The sequence below is a fragment of the Mesorhizobium sp. P2_H9 genome (genome assembly GCF_056403215.1).
On record NZ_JBFUFX010000009.1, the window covers coordinates 440,871 to 461,152 of the forward strand.

The following is a 20,282-nucleotide window of genomic DNA, read 5'->3' on the forward strand; positions in this document are numbered from 1 at the left end:
GGGTGATGCGCCCGGCTCCGTGCTTGTCTATTTGCCCCAGATTTTTTTGTACTGGTCGCGGTACCCATTTTCGGGGTCGAAGGCATTCTTCGGGCCGCCGTCGAACTCGACATTGTCGGCCGTCACCACATGCAGCGGCGACAGATAGCCCGACCATTTTTCACCGGCGATGGCGCGGTTCAGCTCGTCGACCAATTGCCAGCCCTGCAGGTTGAGTGGTTCGGCGACCGTCACCTTCTGGAACTGGCCGGCGCGGATGCGCTGATAGGCCGATTCCGAGCCGTCGCCGGCGGCGACGTTGATCGGCGCGTCGGTGCCGGCCTTGCCGGCCGCGGCCAGCGAGGGTCCCATGAAGTCGAAATAGAGGTCGTTGATCGCCAGCGAATGCGTCCAGGCATCGCCGTATTTCTGCAGCAGCGAGGTAGTGAGCTGCGGCATGCGCTGCGAGGTCTCGGCAATCGGCGTGTCGACATATTCGAGCACCTTTCCGCCCAGCCGCTCGATCTCCGCCTTCATCTTGTCGGCCTTGGCGATGGCGATGGCATAGGTCGAATCGGTGAAGATGACGACGCCGGGCTTGCCCTTGGCATCGGCATAGGCCCAGTCGGCGGCAGCCGTGGAGACCTGCATGGCGTCGGTCGAGACGTTGGCGAAGACGCCGCTCTTTTCATCGGGCCCGATCACCGGCCCGGCATGCCAGGAAACCAGCGGGATGCCGGCGGCCTTCGCCTGTTCCAGCGCCGGCGCCTGCTCCACGGCGTCGAAGCCGTTGATGACGATGCCATTCGGCTTCAGTGCCATGGCCTGGCCGAAGGCGGCGGTGCGGCCGCCGATCGAGCCGGCGCCGTCGATCACCTTGACCTCCCAGCCGATCGCCTTGGCCGCTTCCTCGACGCCGGTGGTGACGCCCAGAATGCCGCCGTTCTTGAGGTCGCCGGCGAGCACGACGATCGTCTTGCCCGGCTGCGCCTTCGGACCGGTGGTCGGGCCGTCCCATGCCGTGACTTTCTGGGCGTATTTTTCGACCACCGCCATGGCGTCGGCCATCGCGTCCGCCCGTGCCTGGCCGGCGAACAGGACTGGAGCAGCGATGGTCATGGCCATCAAGGCGACGGATGATTTCAGGAATGTTCTGCGTTGCATGTTGGTACCTCCCTTGGTTTCAAAAAAATATTCTGGTCTTCCGGAACTCGACTTCGGGCGCCAGGTCACTGGCTGATGTGCCCAGCCACCGGGCCCAAACCGGCAGGATGCGCGTTGACATAGATGGAATAGAGCGACGTCTGGGCGGTGATGTAGAGGCGGTTGCGCTTCGGACCGCCGAAGCACAAATTGGAGACGATTTCGGGAACCAGGATGCGCCCGATCAGCGTCCCGTCCGGCGCGTAGACGCGAACCGCATCGGCGCTGGAGGCCCAGATGTTGCCATCGCGATCGACGCGGAACCCGTCGAAGAATCCTGCCTCGCATTCGGCCAGCGTGCCGCGCGAGCGCAGCGAGCGGCCATCCGCGGCGACATCATAGGTCTTGATCGCCCGCGGCAGGCCCTGAACATGGCTTGCGCCGGTATCCGACACGTAGAGGATTTTCTCGTCGGGTGAAAAAGCCAGCCCGTTCGGCTGCACCATATCGGTGATAACCGCAGCCACCTCGCCTGTTGCTTCGTCGAACCGGTAGACATAAGACGCGCCGATCTCCGGCCGGGCAATCATGCCTTCATAATGGCTGTCGATGCCGTAGACCGGGTCGGTGAACCAGATCGTCCCATCGGATTTGACCACCACATCGTTCGGCGAATTGAACCGCTTGCCGTCGATGGTTTCGACAAGCGGCCGCCAGCGTCCATCATGTTCGAGCCGGGAGACGCGCCGGCCGCGATGCTCGCAGGCGACGACGCGGCCTTCGCCATCGAGCGTGTGACCGTTCTGGTTGTTGCAAGGGGTTTCGAAGACACTGACCGAGCCGTCGCTTTCGTCGTAGCGCAGCAGCCGGTCGTTGGGGATATCCGACCACAGCAGATGCTTTGCTGAGGGAACATAGACCGGCCCTTCGGCCCAGCGGCTGCCGGTCCACAGCCGTTCGAGCTTGGCATGCCCGATCGTCAGCTTTCGGAAGCGATCGTCCAGAATCTCGTAGTCGCTCATTCCATTGTTCCCGGATGGGTTCGGCTGATCACTTCGAGGACTGCGCTACAGGCTTGGTCCTGGCCCTGTGCGCGGCGCCGCGCTTGCGCTGGGCGTAGCCGGCGATGCCGATGGCGACGAGCAGCGTCACGCCGTTGAACAGCGGCTCGACGAAGAACGAACCGCCGAACTGCTGGATGCCGGAAATGCCGACCGCCAGGATGATGACGCCGGTCATCGTGCCCCAGACATTGACGCGTCCGGGCTTGATGGTGGTCGAACCGAGAAAGGCGCCGACGAGCGCCGGCAGCAGATATTCCAGACCGACGCTGGCCTGGCCGATGCGCAGCTTGGAGGCAAGCAGCACGCCTGTCAGCGCCGTCAGGAAACCCGACGAGATGAAGGCGCCGATGACGAAGCGGCGCACCGGAATACCGTTCAGCGCCGCGGCCTTCGGATTGGCGCCGATGGCATAGACGTAGCGGCCGATCGGCAGATATTCGAGAATGATCCACAGCGCGACGGCGATCGCCAACACATAGAGGCCGGTGATCGGCAAACCGAACACCATCGTGCCATTGAGCGCGTAGAACCCGTTGGGCAGCACGCCAACCACTTGCCGGCCGCCAGTGTGCCAGAGTGCGAGAGCATAGAGCACGGTGCCGGTGCCGAGCGTGGCGATGAAAGAGTCGATGCGGGCGACTTCCACCAGCAGTCCGTTGAGGAAGCCGGTTGCAGCGCCAAGCAGCAGCACGATGATCACCGCCAGCGGCCACGGAACGCCGAACATGGTCTGCAGGCTGATGGCAAGGATGTGCCACAGCACGATGCCGTAGCCGACGGTGAGGTCGATGCGACCGGACGCCATCGGGATCATCGCCGCCAGCGACAGCAGCGCGATGATCGCCTTGTCGGAGATGATCGAGCGCAAATTGAGCAGCGTCGGGAAGGTGTTCGGCAGCAGAATCGAAAACAGAAGGATCAGCAGCGCCGTCAGGATCACCAGTCCGTAGACCGGCAGCAGCCGGATGATCTTCTGCCCCAACGGCAAACCCGTCATTTCACCGCGGGTCGGTTCGAGTGCGCTGGATTCGATCGATTGCATGGGCTTTGCTCCCAGAAAAATCAGGCGGCTTCGGAAGCCGATGCCGCAATGATCACGGCGGATGTGGTCAGGTCGTTGCCGGTGAGTTCGCGCACGATCTGTCCGCGCGAAAACACCAGCGCGCGATGGCAGATATGCGCGATCTCCTCGAAATCGGTCGACACCACGACGACGGCGAGACCGGCTTCAAGCGCGCGGCCGATCAGCCGGTAGATCTCGGCCTTGGCGCCGACATCGACGCCTGCGGTCGGATCTTCGGCGATCAGCAAGGTGCGGCCGGTGTGGAGCCAGCGCCCGACGACCACCTTTTGCTGGTTGCCGCCCGAAAGCGCCTCGATCGGCAGGTTCGGATCGTTGGGGCGCAACCCGACCGAGCCGCCGATAACTTGCGCCAGCGCAGCCTCCTTATGCGGCGCCAGAAAGGAGAACAGGCCGCGCTTGCCGGCGCCCGGATTGAGAAAGCTGTTCTCGCGGATCGACAAGGAGGCCGCGATGGATTCCTCGGTCCGGTCGCGGGCGATGAGGCCGACGCCGGCCGACATCGCCGCGATCGGGCTCGACAGGTCGGGCGCAACACCGTTGATCGTCACCGAGCCGGAAAAGGCCTGGCAGCCGAACAGCGCCCGGCCGACTAGTTCCTGCCCGGCGCCGCGCAAGCCGACCAGGCCGAGCAGTTCACCCTTGCGCACGTCAAACGACACCGGCCCGGCGCCGGCGCAGACCAGGTCGCGAACAGCGCACACCGTCTCGCCGGCCTGCGTCTCAGCCTTGCTGAAAACCTGGCTTACCGGACGGCCGACGATCATCTCGACCAGCTCGTCCGGCTTGGTCTCGGCGACCTTCTTCTGGCCGACCAGCCTGCCGTCGCGCAGCACGGCGACACGGTCGGCGATGCGGAAAATTTCATCGAGGCGATGCGAGACATAGATCATGCCGACGCCGCGCTGCTTGAGCGGGCGGATGGCGTCGAACAGGCGGTCGACCTCGTCGGCCGGAAGACTGGCGGTCGGCTCGTCGAGCACCAGCACATCGGCCTCGGTGGCCAGAGCGCGGGCGATGGCGACCAGTGATTTTTCGGTGCGGGTCAAATCCTGGATGCGCGTCGTCGGATCGAAATCGCAGCCGACCAGCTTCAGCGCCTCGTGCGCCCGCTTTTCGGTGGAACGCCAGTCGATGAGACCGGAGCGCAGCGAAAATCCCTGCGCGAGGCCGACATTTTCGCCGACCGTCATCCATTCGATCAGACCGAGATCTTGGTGAATGAAAGCGACGGACTGGCGCTGGTTCGGCCGCGGCGGGCGATGATGATAGGGCTCGCCGCGAAACAGGATGCTGCCGCCATCGGGACGATAGATGCCGGCGAGCGTCTTGATCAGCGTCGACTTGCCGGCGCCATTCTCGCCGAGCAGTGCCAGGATCTCGCCCTTGTGCAGATCGAGCGACACGTCGGAGAGCGCGCGGGTGCCGCCGAACTCCTTGGTAATCGACTTGAACTCGATCAGTTTTTCTTCAGACACAGAGCGTTCCTCCCAAGATCGCCAAATGATGTTATCGATAACATTTCTGAGCGTCAAGCGACAAAATCAGGGCTCTCCGCTTAGCTGGTCTTGCCGTCGAGCAGGCGCATCATCTCGGCCGAATCCTTCGGTCCGAGGCCGGCGGCGCAAAGCAGGCGGTGGATCTCGACCACCTGCCCTGTCATCGGCATCGGCGTCTTGGTTTTCAGCGCAAAGGCCTGCAGCGAATCCAGATCCTTCAGCATGTTGTCGATACGGCCGGTGGCCGAAAAATCGCGGGCGGCGAACTTTGCCATGAACTCCTGCAGAATGCTGGAATCGGCGCGCCCGCCCCTCAGCGCCGCCGGAATAGCCTTCGGATCGACGCCACCGGCTTCGGCGAGTTTCACGGCTTCGGCGACGGCCTGGAACAGCACCGCGCAGAACAGCTGGTTGATCAGCTTGGTCGTCTGCCCTGCCCCGCTTGGCCCCATCAGCGTGTAGTTGGCGCAGAGATGCTGCATGACTGTGCGCGCCTGTTCGAAGTCTGCGGCGTCACCGCCCGCCATGACGGTCAGCCGGCCGGCCAGCGCGCCGGGAACGCCGCCCGAAAGCGGGCAGTCGAGCCATTTCATGCCGGTCTCGGCCGAGAGCTTTTTCGCCATCTTGGCGGTGTCGGCCGGGTCGATCGACGACATGTCGATCAGCAGCTTTTCGGGAGATGCCGCAGCAGCGACACCGTTGTCGCCGAACACCACCGAACGCACGATATCGGCATGGTTGAGGCTGAGAATGACGAAGTCGCTGGCGCGCGTCGCCTCGGCGACCGACGCTGCGGCAGCAGCACCCTTGGCGGTCAGGGCAGCAACCTTGGCCTTGTCGAGATCGAACACGGTGACCGCCTGCCTGGCCTCGATCAACCGGGTGGCGATCGCCGATCCCATGATGCCGGCGCCGACAACGGCGACTTTTGCAGCTTGCGTCATCTCAACGAGCCTCTTTCCTTGATCCTGGCGGGGCCGACCCCAAAGGCGCCCAGGCCTTGCAACGCCGCATCGGCGATGCTGTCGACTGTGGCGTCGATATCAACGGTCACCACCAGCTTTTCGTCGCCGGGATGTTCCAGCGCCGCGAACTGGCTGTCGAGCAAGGCCGGTGGGAAGAAGTGGTCGCGGCGCGCGGCGAGCCTGGCTTGCAGCAGCGAGCGCGACCCCTCCAGGAATACGAAAAACAGCGGTCCGCCCGTCGCATGACGAAGGCGATCGCGATAGGATTGCTTCAGCGCCGAGCAAGAGACGACGAGCCCGCGGCTTTCCTCACGCGCTTGGCGCAAGGCCGCGCCGACCAGATCAAGCCAGGGCCAGCGGTCGTCGTCGGTGAGCGGTATGCCCCGCGACATTTTCTCGACATTGCCGCGCGGATGCAGCGTATCGCCTTCGACGAAGGCGATACCAAGCCGCGCGGCGATCTCGACGCCAACTTTGGTCTTGCCGCAGCCGCTGACGCCCATGACGACGATGAGCGCGGGTTCAAAGACAGGTCGTGATGCCGCCGTCGACATAGAGCGTGTGTCCATTGACAAAGGATGAGGCCGGTCCGGCCAGAAACACCGCCGCGCCGACCAATTCGCCGACGTCGCCCCAGCGTCCCGCCGGCGTGCGGTTGGTCAGCCAGGCTGAAAATTCGGGATTGTCGACCAGCGCCTGGTTGAGCGGTGTCTTGAAATAGCCCGGCGCGATGGAATTGACTTGCAAGCCATGCTTGGCCCAGTCGGCGCACATGCCGCGCGTCAGGTTGCGCACCGCGCCTTTCGTGGCCGTATAGGGCGCGATGTTGGTGCGCGCCAACTCGCTTTGCACCGAAGCGATGTTGATGATCTTGCCGCGCTTGCGCGGGATCATGTGCCGCGCCACCGCCTGGCCGACGAAGAACACGCTCGAAATGTTGGTGCGCAGCAGCTCGTCCCATTTGTCGGCGGGAAAATCCTCGAGCGGCATGCGGAACTGCATGCCGGCATTGTTGATGAGGATGTCGATAGCGCCGATCGTCGCCTCGATCTCGGCAACGCCATTCGCCACTGCCGCGTGATCGGTGACGTCGAAGACGGCGCTATGGGCCTTGTATCCCTTCGCCGCCAGCGCATCCGTGGCTGCTTTGACTTTTTCGGCGCTGCGGCCATTGAGCACGATTTCGGCGCCATGCTGCGCCAACCCCTCCGCCAGCGCCAGGCCGATCCCCTGCCCCGAACCGGTGACCAGCGCCCGCATGCCGGTCAAATCGAACAACGAACTGCTCAAGTGCTCCTCCCGAGGAATGTCCCTGAAGCGGGATACGATTTCCGCCGCGCCGCCGCCAGTGCCTATTGACATGAATGTTATCGATAACATAGTCAATGGAAAAAATTCACTTGGCGAGGAGACGATGCCGTGACCGACATATTGATGACCGGCCCCTATCCGGACTGGGACATGGCAGACCTCGAAGCGAAATATCGCGTCCACAAGCTTTGGCAGGCTGACGACAAGGACGGCTTGATCTCAAGCCATGCCAATGCCATCCGCGCCATCGCGACGCGCGGCGAACTTGGCGCCAGTGCCGCGCTGATGGCAAAGCTGCCGAAGCTCGAAATCGTTTCCTGCTACGGCATGGGCACCGACGCCATCGACCTTGCCTATGCGAGGGAAAACAGCATCCGCGTCACCAACACGCCTGACGTGCTGACCGAGGACGTGGCCGATATCGGCATCGGGCTGCTGCTCGCGGTGGCGCGCATGATTCCGCAAGCCGATGCCTATGTCCGTGATGGCAGTTGGCGCAAGGCCAACATGCCGCTGGTTACGCGCGTTTACGGAAAGAGGCTGGGCATTGTCGGCATGGGCCGCATCGGCAAGGCGGTGGCCCGGCGCGCTTCTGCCTTCGACTGCGAGATCGCCTATTTCGGCACCCGAAAGCGCGACGACCTTCCTTACGACTTCGTCAGCGATCTGGTCGACCTGGCACGCCAGAGCGAGTTCCTGATCGTGACGCTGGCCGGTGGCGAAGGCACCAGGAACATCGTCAATGCAGAGGTTCTGGCAGCGCTCGGGCCGGATGGCATCCTGATCAACATCGCGCGTGGCAGCACCGTCGACGAAACGGCGCTGCTCGCCGCGCTGGAATCCGGCGCCATCAAGGGCGCCGGGCTCGACGTGTTCTGGAACGAGCCGGGGATCGACGAGCGCTTCGCAAAACTATCCAACGTCGTGCTGCAACCGCACCACGGCAGCGGCACGGTGGAGACCCGCAAGGCCATGGGTCAGCTCGTTCGCGACAACCTCGAGGCCCATTTCAGCGGACGGACCTTGCTGACGCCGGTCGTCTGAGAGAGGATCACCTTATGAAGTCGATCGTCATCCACGCGGCAAAAGATTTGAGGATCGAGGAGACCGATACGGGCGTCCTCGGCGACGGACGAGTGGAGATAGCAGTCGAAGCCGGCGGCATCTGCGGCTCGGACCTGCACTATTACAATCATGGCGGTTTCGGCACGATCCGCCTGCGCGAGCCGATGATCCTCGGCCACGAGGTTGCCGGCACGGTGAAGGCCATCGGCGGCGGCGTTTCTGCGCTTGCCATCGGCGATCGCGTCGCCATCTCGCCCAGCCGCCCCTGCAATGCCTGCCGCTACTGCTTGCAAGGCATGCAGAACCAGTGCCTGAACATGCGCTTCTACGGCAGCGCCATGCCGATGCCGCACATCCAGGGCGCGTTCCGCCAGCGCCTGGTCGCCGAGGCGTGGCAGTGCCACAGAATAGCCGACCACGTCTCCATCAACGAAGCCGCCTTCGCCGAGCCTTTTGCGGTGACGCTGCATGCCATGAATCGCGCCGGCTCGCTGCTCGACAAGCGCGTTCTGATCACCGGCTGCGGGCCGATCGGCGCGCTTTGCATCCTCGCCGCCAGAGCCCATGGCGCGCGCGAAATCGTCGCCACCGATGTCATGGACGGCGTGCTGGCAAAGGCCCTGGAGATCGGCGCCGACCAAACCATCAATGTCGCGACCAACGGCGAAAAACTCGCCGCCTACAATGTCGACAAGGGCAGTTTCGACGTGATGTTCGAGGCTTCCGGCAACGAACGCGCTGTGCGGTCCGGCCTCGATGTTCTGAAGCCGCGCGGCGTGCTGATGCAGCTCGGCCTCGGCGGCGACGTGTCGATCCCGCAGAACCTGATCGTCGCCAAGGAAATCGAGATGCGCGGCAGCTTCCGCTTCCACGACGAGTTCGCGCTCGCCGTCGACCTGATCAACCGCCGTCGGGTGGATGTCAAACCGCTGCTATCCGGCATCTATCCGCTCGACGAGGCGGTTGCGGCTTTCGAGATCGCCGGTGACCGCAACAAGTCGATGAAGGTCCAGATCGCTTTCTGAAGCGACACGGCACGTCAAGTGCTTTCCCGCTCGACGACGCGATAGCTGGTCAGGACGATTTCCTGGCCGTGCCGTTTCTCGTCGCCACGGATCACTTGGATCAATCTTCGTGCAGCCTGTTGCCCGATGCCGTAGCAGTCGACATTCACGGTGGTGATGCCGGGGTGGCAAAAGGCGGCGACCTCATAGTCGCCAAAACCGGCAATGGCGATGTCCTGCGGCACCTGCATGCCCCGGCGCTTGCATTCCATCAGCGCGCCGAAGGCCGAGAGGTCCGAGACGCAAAGCACGGCTTGCGTGTCCGGCCAGCGTTCCAGCATGCTGACGACGGCCTGGCCGCCCTGCTCGATGGAGATCGGCGGCACGCCGAAGGAAACGAGGCGGCCTGTGGGCAAGCCGAGTTCCTCGATGGCCCTGACGAAGCCTTCGCGCCGCTGGCTGCCGCGCGTATCGCGCGAGGTCGTCCCGCCGATGTAACCGAACTTCCGGTAGCCCTTTTTAGCCAGCGTCTTGACCAGCAGTCCCATCGCCTCTTCGTTGGAAAACCCGACCACCTGATCAATCGGCTTGGCCGGCAACTCCCAGGTTTCGACCACGGGAATGCCGGCGCTTTTCAGAAGGCGGCGAGCGCGGTCGGTATGCGCGCCGCCGGTCAGGATGATGCCTTCCGGCCGCCGGCGCAGCATCGCCTCGATCAGCTGTTCTTCCTTCTCAGCCGTGTAATCGGTGTAGCCGAGCAAAAGCTGAAGCCCGGTGCTCTCTAGCTCGTCAGTAATGCCGCGTGCGGTGTCGGCGAAGTTGGAATTGTTGATCGAGGGAACGATCGCCGCGACGAACCCTGTCTTGCGCGAGGACAGGCTGCCGGCCGATTGGTCGAGCACGTAGCCGAGGTCGTTGACCGCGGCCATGATCTTTTCGCGCGTCGCCTTGGAGACGCGGCTGCCTTCCTTCAAGGCGCGCGACACCGTCATGGTCGACACACCAGCGCGCAGCGCCACGTCGACCATTGTCGGCGTGTGGCTTTCGCCCGGCCTCGATGTGGCAGCCTTGGCCATCATTCCGCTCCCCCTGATGGCGCTGGTCTGCTCCAGGCAAACGCCAGACTATCGAGCACAAGGTCCCTCTGGCGTCCGGCCTCGTTCATGCACCACACCTCGTGGAATCGGATCAGGTTGGACATGTTATCGATATCACGAAAGGCTGGCAACAACCCGTGTCAAGTCACGTTAAACCTCGGATTTTAGGGTGGAGCTATCACCCACCAAGGCCATCGCGTATGGCGCAGAAATAGCGATCGGTTCCGACCCTGGCCGAGCCGAAAATGTCCGCCCAAGTCGACACCGCGGCGGCCGATATCGCGAATGGCGGATGCTCTTTCGCGGATCGGTGCCCTTGGTGCTGCCTGACTGCAGAAAGGCAGAGCCACCCTCTAGAGAGGGCGCAGCCGGCCATCTGATCGCATGCTGGCGCCACGGCCAAGGTTCATGAGCGATCACCGGCACCCTGAACACTCACAGCAGCAGTTCCTTTCAGGCACAGTGCGAGGCCGTCATTGGCTCTTGAACGGTCAAGCCGGACACGCGTAACATCGCGCCGAATTAACCGCTCACATTGAGTCTGCTTCATTAGTCCGGGCTAAACCCCGGGCGGGTCTGGATATTTTCCTTGAATACGGATGCGGCCAGCGGCGCGCCGAAGCGCGGCAAATCGTTTGCCCATGTGGCGGAGGCGTCATGGGGCAAGGGCCTCAGCACCTTGCTGCGTATTGCCCGCATGACGCTTCGCCATCCCTGGCAAGTTGCCATCACCATCGTCTCGACCTTCATCGCCGCGACGCTGCAGCTTTTCATTCCGCGCCTGCTGGGGCGCGCCATCGATCAGGCGCAAGGCGTGATCGCTACCGGTGCCGGCGTGGCGGCCGAGCACGCGCTGTGGAACACGGCGCTCACGCTGCTCGTCGTCAGCATCCTGCGCGGCCTCTTCACCATGGCGCAGAACTACTATGGCGAGGCCGTCGGCCATCGCACCGGCTATGAGCTGCGCCTGGCTTTCTATGAGAAGATCCAGCGCCTGAGCTTCTCCTTCCATGACAAGGTCCATACCGGCGATCTCATCACGCTTGGGCTGCTCGATCTCGACGGCGTGCGCATGTTCTTTTCCACCGGCATATTGCGCGTAGTCCTGCTCGGTGTGCTGATCGGCGTCGGCTCGTACCTCTTGATCAGCACCGACCTTGAGCTCGGGTTGCTCAGCCTGAGTTTCGTGCCGTTCGTCGCCTGGCGCTCCTCGGTCACTCAACTGGCCTTGCGCAGCACCTGGCTGACGCTGCAGGAGCGCCTGTCGGTGCTGAGCCGGGTGATGGACGAGAATCTCGGCGGCATCCGCGTCGTGCGGGCCTTTGCGGCGCAGAAACACGAGCTGGAAAAATTCGACCGCGCCAAGCGGTCGGCGCTGGAGCTTGCCAATCAGCGTGTCGACATTCGCGTCTCCAACACCAGCGCCATGAATTTCTCGTTCCTCGCCGCCATGGGCCTGGTGCTGTGGTTCGGCGGCCAGAAGGTGATTGCAGGTGAGATCAGCGTTGGCACGCTGGCCCAGTTCCTCACTTTCATGACCATCCTGCAGATGCCGGTGCGCCAGCTCGGCCTGATGGTCAATTCGTTTGCGCGCGCCTCGACCTGCGGCACCCGGCTGTTCGAACTGCTCGACGCCGAGCTCGACATCAAGGACGCACCTGACGCCAGGGACCTCGTCATCACTGACGGCGTGCTGCGCTTCGACAATGTCGGCTTCCGCTACGCGGGCGCGGGCGAGCGGCAGACACTGTCCGGCATTTCCTTCGAGGCCAGGTCCGGCGAGACCATCGGCATTATCGGCCCGCCGGGCAGCGGCAAGTCGACCATCGCCCATCTGATCCCGCGCTTCTACGATGTGACGTCGGGCTCGATCACCATCGACGGCCAGGACATCCGTGCGGTGACGCTGCAATCGCTGCGCAAGGCCGTCGGCGTCGTGCAGCAGGACGCGTTCCTGTTCACCACCTCGATCGAAAACAACATCGCCTATGGCAATCCCTGGGCGCGCGAAACCCGCATCGGGCAGGCAGCCGAGTTTGCCCAGTTGCACAACTACATCATCGGACTTCCCGCCGGCTACACCACGGTCGTCGGCGAACGCGGCGCCTCGCTTTCCGGTGGCCAGCGCCAGCGCCTGACCATCGCGCGCAGCCTGATGCTGCGGCCATCGGTGCTGGTCTTCGACGATTCCACCGCGGCCATCGATGCCGGCACCGAGCAGCGCATCAGGACGGCGATGAAGCGCTTCGCCAAGGACCGCGTCACGCTCATCATCTCGCACCGGCTGAGTTCGCTGATCCATGCCGACCAGATCCTCTTCGTCGAGAACGGCCGGATCGTCGAGCGCGGCACGCATGACGAGCTGCTGGCACTCGGCGGACGCTATCGCGCGCTTTACGACCTGCAGCTGCGGCCGGAAGACGACCGGCCGGTGGCGCTGGGAGCCGCATGATGTCGACACAGAACGACGACGAGAAGGACGACACCAGCGGACGGCCGACAAAGGCCGTCGTCGGCTCGCACCGCGACGAGGAAGAGGTCTTCGGCAAAGCCTACGATCCGCGCATTATCAGGCGCATCTGGAGCTTCGTGAAACCGTACCAGGGCCGAATTTTCATCTCGGTCGCCGCAGTGCTGGTGTTCACGCTGACGCAGCTGGCGATCCCGCTGATCATCCGCTACGCCATCGACCACGGCATGACGGAGGGCAGGTTCGACCGGTCGGTGATGAACTCTGCGATCGGCGCTTTCGCGGCCGTCATCCTGGTCAACTATGCCGCCTCCTATGTGCAGGAAAGCGTCGTCGGCAAGGTCGCCGAAAATGTGCTGTCCGACCTGCGCCGCGCCATGTTCAGTCACCTGCAGCTTGTCTCGTTGAGCTTCATGGACAAGACCGAAGTGGGACGGCTGATGTCGCGCCTGCAAGGTGACGTCAATTCGATGCAGGAATTCCTCGAGACATCGGTGATGTCGGTGGGCGACATCGTGCTGTTGTTCGGCATCGTCAGCGTCCTGCTCTGGCTGGATTTCCGGCTCGGCCTGCTGACGCTGTCGACCATGCCGGTGCTGTTCATCGTGCGCCTGTTCTGGCTGCCGCGCGCCAAGGTCGCCTTCATGGCCGCGCACGAAACCAACTCCATTGCCAACGGCGCGCTGGCCGAAGGCATCCATGGCGTGCGCACCGTGCAGAGCCTCGAACGCCAGCACGTCAATTTCGACCTCTACGACGAAAAGGTGCTGGCCAATCTCAATGCCCATCTGCGGTCGGCCAGATACGCGCAAGTGATGGTGCCGATAGTCGACACGCTGACCGGCGTCGCCATGGCGACGGTCATCGTTGTCGGCGGTTCTATGGTGCTTTCGCAAAACCTCGACATCGGCGTCATGGTGGCGTTCCTGTTCTACATCCAGCGCTTCTTCGACCCGATCCGCTCGCTCACCATGCAGTACAGCGTCATGCAGCGCGCCATGGCCTCTGGCCAGCGCATCTCCGAAGTGCTCGACGTGCCGATAGATGTCAGCGACAAGGACGATGCCTTCGCGCTGTCGCGCGACATGGACGGCTCGGTCGAGTTCAGGAACGTAACCTTCGGCTACCGGCAGAACCTGCCGGTGCTGAAGAACATCTCCTTCCGCGTCAATCCGGGCGAGACTGTCGCGCTGGTCGGTCCGACCGGGTCGGGCAAGTCCAGTTCCATGGCGCTGGTGCACCGCTTCTACGATGTCTGGTCGGGTCAGGTCCTGGTCGGCGGCCATGATGTGCGTGACCTCACCCAGGATTCGCTCGGCGATCAGGTGGCCATGGTCCTGCAGGAGCCGTTCCTGTTCTCGGGCTCGGTGCTGGAAAACATTCGCTACCACAAGACCGGCGCCAGCCGCGAAGAGGTGGTCCGTGCCGCACAGGCTGTCGGCGCGCACGACTTCATCGAGCAACTGCCCGACAGCTACGACACCGAACTCGAGCAGCGCGGCGGCAATCTCTCGCTCGGCCAGCGCCAGCTGATCAGCTTCGCACGCGCACTGGTCGCCGACGCCAAGATTCTTGTGCTCGACGAAGCCACAGCCAGCATCGATTCCTACACCGAGATGCTGATCCAGAAGGCGCTGGTCACGCTGCTGGAAGGCCGCACCGGGCTCGTCATCGCCCACCGCCTGGCCACCATCCGCGGCGCCGACCGCATCATCGTCCTGCAGAATGGCGAGATCGTCGAAAGCGGAAGCCACGAGCAATTGATGGCAGGAAAAGGCCTCTACGCCCGCCTCTACAACATGAACTACGCCTCGTTCGACGACATCTCAGACAGCGAGATGGAGCTGGACGCCGCGGTCGGCAAAGCGACGTGATTGGATCCGGTCGTCGACGGTCACCTCGTCATGCGTTCGCCATCGAAGGCTTCCGTTCCCCGTTGGTCCGGTGCCTGGCTGGCGAGAAACGCTTGGCTGTGCTGGGGAAGGATTATTTTCCCTGAACTCGCTTGAAGACTTTCAGCAGCACGAGCTTCAGCCGCTTGAATTGATAGCGGCGGCGCAATTTGGCCAGGACCGCTCGATTGGCGGCGTCGATCGCGGGCAGCGTGTCCGGCGCGGTCGCCTGCGGCAGTGCGAGCAGCGCATCGGCGTGGCGGTCGGCGAAGCGCTGCGGGTCATAGGTGGCGAACGGCGTCGGCGGGTCGCTGAGCACGGTCGGGTTGCTGTTGATCTCGAACACCAGCAGCTTGCCATCCGCCAGCGCGTAGTCGACCCGTCCATAGTGCATGCGGGCTTTTTCGAAGACCTGCATCACCTGGCCGGCATGCGGATTGGCGGCAATGTAGGCCCTGATCTCGTCGAAATGTGCCGGCAGCAGCCCCTCGGCAGAATTCTTGACGAACCACGATTTCGACATGGCGCAATGCTGGGCGTAGATCGTAGTGCCGACGCGAAAGGCGGCGAATTTCCTGAAATAACCGTCCGGACCAGCCGTGCCGATCATCTCCACCACCATCGGCCGCACCAACCTGCTGCCGTCCAGTTCTGCGAGCGCTTTGTCCAGCGCCGGTCGGTCGTGCAGCAGCGGCGGCTCCTCGTAGAGCGCCCCCACCTCGTCGCGGATGAAGACGGGATAGCGTATCGTGTCGCTCAGCTGCTGCGGCCTGAAGACGCGAAAAGCGTTGCTGCCATCGTCGTGCAGCATGCGCAGCAGATCGAAGCGCTGCAAGCTGGCGCTCGGGTGGTTCAGCTGTGTCAGGCTCGTTTCACGTGCCAGGTCTGCGCTGAGGCTGGCAGCCCGCTCTATCTCGTCGGCGGTCAGCCGGTCCATGTCCGACCAGATCACCACACCCGCGTCAACGCCGCGCAGCAGCCCGGCATCCTCATAGCGCACCAGCCGGAATGACGCTTGCAGGTCAGTCCGGTGATAGAGAAGCACGACCGCATGGGTATAGGCGTGCTTTCTATGCGTCACATAGAATATCATTCGGATCCACTTTTTCGTCTACAATCGCAAACGGGGATTGTGGTGACTAGCAAAAAGCGGCGGTGCCCCCTATAGCGCGTCTTGAGTCGAGACAGCCGAGAGATGAACTTCGAGAGCACTGCGCTTCCCGTCCGCCAGCTGGGCATGAACGATATGCCGCTGCTGATGGAGCTTGAGGCTGCCGCCTGGGCCGCTCCGTTGCAGGCCAGCGAAGCGACCATCCGCCGCCATGCTCGGGGCGATCGACGGCAATGTGCTTGCCGGCACGCTTTGCTTCACCGAAACCAGCCAGGACCCGCTGGTGCGCGCTGATTTCCCGGCAAATTTCGACGCCTTTGCGTCGCTGCCGCGCAGCGAGCCGGTGTACGCCCTCTATGCCTACAATCTCTGCGTCCGCCCCAGCCACCGCGGCGGCAACACGGCGACCCGGCTGCTGAAGGAGATGGAGCACTATGGCCGCCGCCTCGGCGCACGCTGGCTGATCGGCGATGGCCGCTGCTCGGCCTATGCCGGCTCATCGGGCGACGACGACGACAAGGTCAAGGCCGACTCGCGGTTCCGCGCCACCATCGATCGCTGGAACGAGACCGGCATACGGCCGCCGCTGGAAGAGATCATCCGCGATCCGCTGCTGCGTCTGCACTACCGCGTCCTCGAATGCGAGTTTCTCTACGTCATGCCGGATTTCTTCCCGCACGACGCTGCATCAGGCGGTTTCCGGGTCATTTCAGCCAAGGATCTCAAGAAATGACATACGAGCCGCCCGCGCCATGACGGTTCCTTTCTTCGATCCCTTCGTGCTCGGCGACGATCCGTTTCCGCATTTTGCCCGCATGCGCGCGGCCGGCGGCATCGCGCGCGGCATGGCGCCCTATCCCGAAATTGCCGGCGCGTATTATGTCTTCAGCCATGAACTGGTGTCGGGCGTGCTGAAGCATCCCGCTCTGCTGCAGGCGCCGCCCGGCACGTACGAGGAGGTCCGCCGCAAGCTTGTCGACCAGGCGCCGATGGCGCTGCTCACCCGGTCTTTGCTGCTCGCCGATCCGCCGCACCATGGTGGACTGCGCCGGCCGGTTGCCGGCTACCTCTCCCGGCCGGCGGTCGAGACGTTGTCGCGGGGCCTGCGCGCGCTCAGCCGCGACCTGGTCGACCAGGCGCTGGATGACGGCAGCATTGACACCGTCGCCGGCCTCGCAGTGCCGGTGTCCTTCTGGCTGCTGCAGGAAATTCTTGGGCTCGAGATCGAGGACCCATGGGCGCTGAAATCACTGACCCGTCGCATGGCGAGCGCCTTCGACCTGCGAAAGGAGCAGCCGGCAGCAGCCAGCGCCGAAGCCTGTGGCGAATGCCAGGCCTTTGTCGAGGAGCGGCTGGCGCGGCAAGCCTTCCGACCGGATGGAATGGTCGCCGGCATGGTGCGGGAAGTGACGGAAGGCCGCTGGTCGCGCGAGGACATGGTGGCCAACGTCGTCTTCCTGCTGTTTGCCGGACAGGAAACCGTCGTCGACGCGCTCGGTAACGCCATAGTGGCGCTGGACCGTTTCCCCGAGCAGCGCGCCCTGCTCGACCGCCGCGCCGTCGACTGGAACACCGCCGCCACCGAACTGCTGCGTTATGGCGCCTCCATCCACTACGCGGCCACCCGCATCGCGGCGGAAGACATCGACCTCGGCGAAATCAGGATCAAGGCCGGCGAGGGTGTGGTACCGGTGCTCGGCAGCGGCAACCGCGACGATGCCGTCTTCGCGGACGGTGATCGGCTGGACCTCACCCGCTCGGCGGCCTTGTCGATGACCTTCGGCACTGGCCTGCATGTCTGCCTCGGCCAGCATGTCGCCCGCATCGAGATCGCGGCGATGATCGAGGCGCTATTCACCCGCGCCCCCGGCTGGCGGCTCGATGCCGCCAATGCCAAACGCCGCCCGTCGCTGACGTTTTACGGCATGAGCGCCGTGCCGCTGATTCTCAATCGCGCTGGCGAAACTGACGCGTCTGCTCGAGGATCGCCGGATCGAGCGACCTGACGATCTCCGCGATCTTCGCCCGCAGGGCGTTCGCGGCGTCAACATCGTCACCTCGGGTGGTCCGGCGGGTCGCGACGGTTTCACCACGACCGCCATATGCAGCGTCTCCGAAGATCCCGGCGCTGCTTGTCTGCCAGCGGCGGGCGAGCAAGACTAATCCGAAGTCGACTCCGATTGGATCAGGCTTTCGAGAAGATCAAGCAGGCGCTCCTGCTGCTCCGCGCCGTAGCGTTGCTCGATCGCCGCATAGATGGCGGCGCACTCGGGCGACAGCTCCTCGATCAGCGCCAGTCCGGCCGGACTGATAGCAAGCAGCGTCCGGCGCCCATTCGTGCGCCCGGGTCGAAGCGCGCCACGGCGACAGTATCGTTGCCGATTTCGGTCCGCACGGAACGATCAGCGTCGCTTTTGCTTGAAAACTGTTCCGCCGGAACGCTCTAGCTAATGGGGAAGAGACTGTTCAAGGCGGGCGCTTTCCTCGGGCGAGCTGGCCGCTCCGACACGGTAGGCGAAAGACAAGACCTTCGTCGCATTGGTGTCGACCTCGCATCGGAGGCTCAGATCGTACCATGTTGTTGGCGTGCGAAAATGAGCATTCGGCTGGGCGATGATATTGCCCACCTTCAGCAGAAAAACTGGCACCTTGTAGGGGATATAAGAGGCGTCCAGCAGCTCCTGCTGCAGGACGCTGGCGCAAAGTTCGCCTGCCCGCTCATCGCGCGGCACGTCTGCCATTGAGGTCGTGGCGAGCGCATCGCCGGTGGCGCCTTTCGAGTACAGCTTGCGGACGCCTGGAAGACCCGAATACGCCCGGGCGGTGGCCACGTCCGTGGAGCCTGGTGTCCTGGCATTAGCGTTTACAGGCTTGGAGACCTTTGCAGATTTCGGCACATTTTCTGGTCTGGCCTTCGGCGCCTGGGCCAACGCGGGAAGCTCGATCTCACCATCGCCGCCGGCAGCAGTCAACGGCGTGGCCGGCGCGGCGGCGTCCTGCGTAGGTTCGATGTCCTTCGCCGCGGCTGCCGGCTTCTGGTCAACCTTGGCTGACTCCCCGGAGTCTGGCGACGCGGCCGCTTTTGTCTCTGCATCCTTCGGCACGACAGGCGGCTTCGAATCGTCATCCTTGGCCGGCGGCGGCGCGTTGTCTTGAGCGCTGGCCCCATCCAGGGATTTCCTGGGGCCGGTGTCCTTGTCGCCGAACTGAAAAACCGGCTTCAGAACCTCGATTTTCGACGGGTTTTCCGGCGCAGGCGGCTTTTCAGCCTTTTGCTCGGGCGGTTTTTCAACTTTCGGTTCCGGCGGCTTTTCGGCCTCGGGTTTCTTTGGAGACGGCGTCGGAACAGGTTTCGGTTTTGGCTGATCCGGTGGAGGCACGAGTTCGACATTGACCGCTTGCTCGTCCTGCGGCTTCTGGGGAGTACTAGGCAGGCCGTAGACCAGGAACGCGGTGACGAGCGCATGCAGGATCAGCGATGCGGGCAAGGCCCACAGCAAAGTCCGACGCCGCTCAACTGTCTCGTCCTTCATCCCTCACGATGTGGCGTGAAAGTGCGGCGGCATCAAGCATGGCCACCGGATTGGCGCAATTTAGCCGCCGCTTCAGGCGGTCTCGGCACCATTCAGCACACCGTCGATCTCGGCCATCACCGCTGCCGGCAGCGGCCCTTTTTCCAGCGCACCGAGATTATCCTCGACCTGCTCGGGCCGCGTGAAGCCGGGAACCGGCAAGGCGATCGCCGACCTGGCGAGGATCCAGCCGAGCGCGCCCTGCGCAAGCGTGCGTCCGCCTGAGGTGAGCAGGTCGCGGATTGCCGCTAGCCTTGACAGATAGTGCGGGTTGGCGGCGCCTTCCCTGAAGAACACCATCCATTCGGCATTCCCGCCGCGCACGTCATCGGCAGGCAGCTTCATGGCCGGCGTGTATTTGCCGGTGAGCAGTCCCATTGCCAGCGGCAGCCGGCTGAACGAGATGAGGTTCGCGCGCGCCGCAACGGCCATCAGTTCGTTCGCCGGGGTAAACACGTTGAAGTCGTTCTCTACGGCGACGAAACCCTCGCGCTGCGCGTAGGTGGCAAGCCGTTCGTGGTGATCGGTGCTCCAGCCGAAGCCGCCGATCTTGCCCTCCTGACGCAACAGGCCGAGCGTATCGAACACCTCACCGGCGCGCTCGATCGGATATTCGTTGATATGCAGCAGCGCGACGTCGATACGATCGCGCTGCAGGCGCTGCCGCGAATTGTCGATCGATGTGCGGATCGCCGCGGCGGAGGCATCCTCGGGAGCGATCTTGCGCGTTTCGGGATCGCCGAAATAGCCGACCTTGGTGACGATGACGGCGTCGTCCCTGCCCTTCAACGCCCGCCCGAGGATCAGCTCGGCATTGCCGGCGCCATAGGCGGCTGCCGTGTCGAACACCCGCGCACCGATATCATAGGCCATTGCCAGCGCGGCTTGCGACCTGCTGTCGTCGACCTCGCCATAGATGGTCGCTGTATCATTCCAGCGCGCGGCGCCACCCGCCGCCCAGGTGCCGATCCCGATGCGCGGCACCGAACGGCCGTCCCAAAGCTCCATCATCTGCATGGCCGTCTCCAT

At 63.8% G+C, this 20,282-nt stretch carries 17 protein-coding genes; 6 read left to right on the forward strand and 11 right to left on the reverse strand.

Annotation, left to right across the window (positions count from 1 at the left end):
• Positions 1-27: 27 nt before the first annotated feature.
• From AC1DXN_RS19315 to AC1DXN_RS19345, 7 genes are all read right to left on the reverse strand, one after another.
• A complete protein-coding gene (locus tag AC1DXN_RS19315; protein WP_477275298.1) occupies positions 28-1,143 on the reverse strand; it encodes an ABC transporter substrate-binding protein in 1,116 nt (371 codons plus the stop codon).
• Between the two features lie 65 nt (positions 1,144-1,208).
• Positions 1,209-2,144: an SMP-30/gluconolactonase/LRE family protein gene (locus AC1DXN_RS19320; protein WP_477275300.1), complete on the reverse strand. Its 936-nt coding sequence runs from the start codon at positions 2,142-2,144 to the stop codon at positions 1,209-1,211.
• A gap of 28 nt (positions 2,145-2,172) precedes the next feature.
• A complete protein-coding gene (locus AC1DXN_RS19325; RefSeq protein WP_477275302.1) occupies positions 2,173-3,228 on the reverse strand; it encodes an ABC transporter permease in 1,056 nt (351 codons plus the stop codon).
• A 20-nt stretch (positions 3,229-3,248) separates the two neighbouring features.
• Positions 3,249-4,745 (reverse strand): sugar ABC transporter ATP-binding protein, encoded by a 1,497-nt coding sequence (locus AC1DXN_RS19330; protein ID WP_477275304.1) that lies wholly within the window; start codon positions 4,743-4,745, stop codon positions 3,249-3,251.
• An 80-nt stretch (positions 4,746-4,825) separates the two neighbouring features.
• Positions 4,826-5,710 carry an NAD(P)-dependent oxidoreductase gene (locus tag AC1DXN_RS19335; RefSeq protein WP_477275306.1) on the reverse strand — a complete coding sequence of 295 codons (885 nt, stop codon included), beginning with the start codon at positions 5,708-5,710 and terminating at the stop codon, positions 4,826-4,828.
• The gene (locus tag AC1DXN_RS19340; RefSeq protein WP_477275308.1) at positions 5,707-6,285 is read right to left on the reverse strand and encodes a gluconokinase; all 579 of its coding nucleotides are present in this window, start codon (positions 6,283-6,285) and stop codon (positions 5,707-5,709) included. The genes AC1DXN_RS19335 and AC1DXN_RS19340 overlap by 4 nt, the downstream gene beginning before the upstream one ends.
• Positions 6,254-6,991, reverse strand: a complete 738-nt coding sequence (locus AC1DXN_RS19345) for an SDR family oxidoreductase (protein ID WP_477275395.1) — start codon at positions 6,989-6,991, stop codon at positions 6,254-6,256. The genes AC1DXN_RS19340 and AC1DXN_RS19345 overlap by 32 nt, the downstream gene beginning before the upstream one ends.
• A gap of 174 nt (positions 6,992-7,165) precedes the next feature.
• Between AC1DXN_RS19345 and AC1DXN_RS19350 the strand changes: the two genes are divergently transcribed.
• The gene (locus AC1DXN_RS19350) at positions 7,166-8,086 is read left to right on the forward strand and encodes a 2-hydroxyacid dehydrogenase (RefSeq protein WP_477275397.1); all 921 of its coding nucleotides are present in this window, start codon (positions 7,166-7,168) and stop codon (positions 8,084-8,086) included.
• A gap of 14 nt (positions 8,087-8,100) precedes the next feature.
• Positions 8,101-9,132, forward strand: a complete 1,032-nt coding sequence (locus tag AC1DXN_RS19355) for an L-idonate 5-dehydrogenase (RefSeq protein WP_477275310.1) — start codon at positions 8,101-8,103, stop codon at positions 9,130-9,132.
• Positions 9,133-9,146: 14 nt separating this feature from the next.
• On the opposite strand, the gene AC1DXN_RS19360 is transcribed toward AC1DXN_RS19355, so the two are convergent.
• A complete protein-coding gene (locus tag AC1DXN_RS19360; protein WP_477244218.1) occupies positions 9,147-10,190 on the reverse strand; it encodes a LacI family DNA-binding transcriptional regulator in 1,044 nt (347 codons plus the stop codon).
• Positions 10,191-10,797: 607 nt separating this feature from the next.
• On the opposite strand from AC1DXN_RS19360, the gene AC1DXN_RS19365 reads away from it, so the two are divergent.
• Together AC1DXN_RS19365 and AC1DXN_RS19370 are read left to right on the forward strand one after the other, a co-directional pair.
• Positions 10,798-12,660 (forward strand): ABC transporter ATP-binding protein, encoded by a 1,863-nt coding sequence (locus AC1DXN_RS19365; protein ID WP_477275312.1) that lies wholly within the window; start codon positions 10,798-10,800, stop codon positions 12,658-12,660.
• On the forward strand, positions 12,660-14,552 hold the full coding sequence (locus AC1DXN_RS19370) for an ABC transporter ATP-binding protein (RefSeq protein ID WP_477244206.1): 1,893 nt from the start codon (positions 12,660-12,662) through the stop codon (positions 14,550-14,552). The genes AC1DXN_RS19365 and AC1DXN_RS19370 overlap by 1 nt, the downstream gene beginning before the upstream one ends.
• A 112-nt stretch (positions 14,553-14,664) precedes the next feature.
• Here the strand turns inward: AC1DXN_RS19370 and AC1DXN_RS19375 are convergent, their stop codons facing one another.
• Complete coding sequence (locus AC1DXN_RS19375) at positions 14,665-15,651, reverse strand: hypothetical protein (protein WP_477275314.1); 987 nt, start codon at positions 15,649-15,651, stop codon at positions 14,665-14,667.
• Between the two features lie 184 nt (positions 15,652-15,835).
• On the opposite strand from AC1DXN_RS19375, the gene AC1DXN_RS19380 reads away from it, so the two are divergent.
• A complete protein-coding gene (locus tag AC1DXN_RS19380; protein ID WP_477275316.1) occupies positions 15,836-16,414 on the forward strand; it encodes a GNAT family N-acetyltransferase in 579 nt (192 codons plus the stop codon).
• Between the two features lie 19 nt (positions 16,415-16,433).
• Positions 16,434-17,687 carry a cytochrome P450 gene (locus tag AC1DXN_RS19385; protein ID WP_477275318.1) on the forward strand — a complete coding sequence of 418 codons (1,254 nt, stop codon included), beginning with the start codon at positions 16,434-16,436 and terminating at the stop codon, positions 17,685-17,687.
• A 441-nt stretch (positions 17,688-18,128) separates the two neighbouring features.
• On the opposite strand, the gene AC1DXN_RS19390 is transcribed toward AC1DXN_RS19385, so the two are convergent.
• Together AC1DXN_RS19390 and AC1DXN_RS19395 are read right to left on the reverse strand one after the other, a co-directional pair.
• Positions 18,129-19,214, reverse strand: coding sequence for a DUF930 domain-containing protein (locus tag AC1DXN_RS19390; RefSeq protein WP_477275320.1), 1,086 nt, complete (start codon positions 19,212-19,214; stop codon positions 18,129-18,131).
• Between the two features lie 72 nt (positions 19,215-19,286).
• Positions 19,287-20,270 (reverse strand): aldo/keto reductase, encoded by a 984-nt coding sequence (locus AC1DXN_RS19395; RefSeq protein ID WP_477275322.1) that lies wholly within the window; start codon positions 20,268-20,270, stop codon positions 19,287-19,289.
• Between the last annotated feature and the right edge of the window lie 12 nt (positions 20,271-20,282).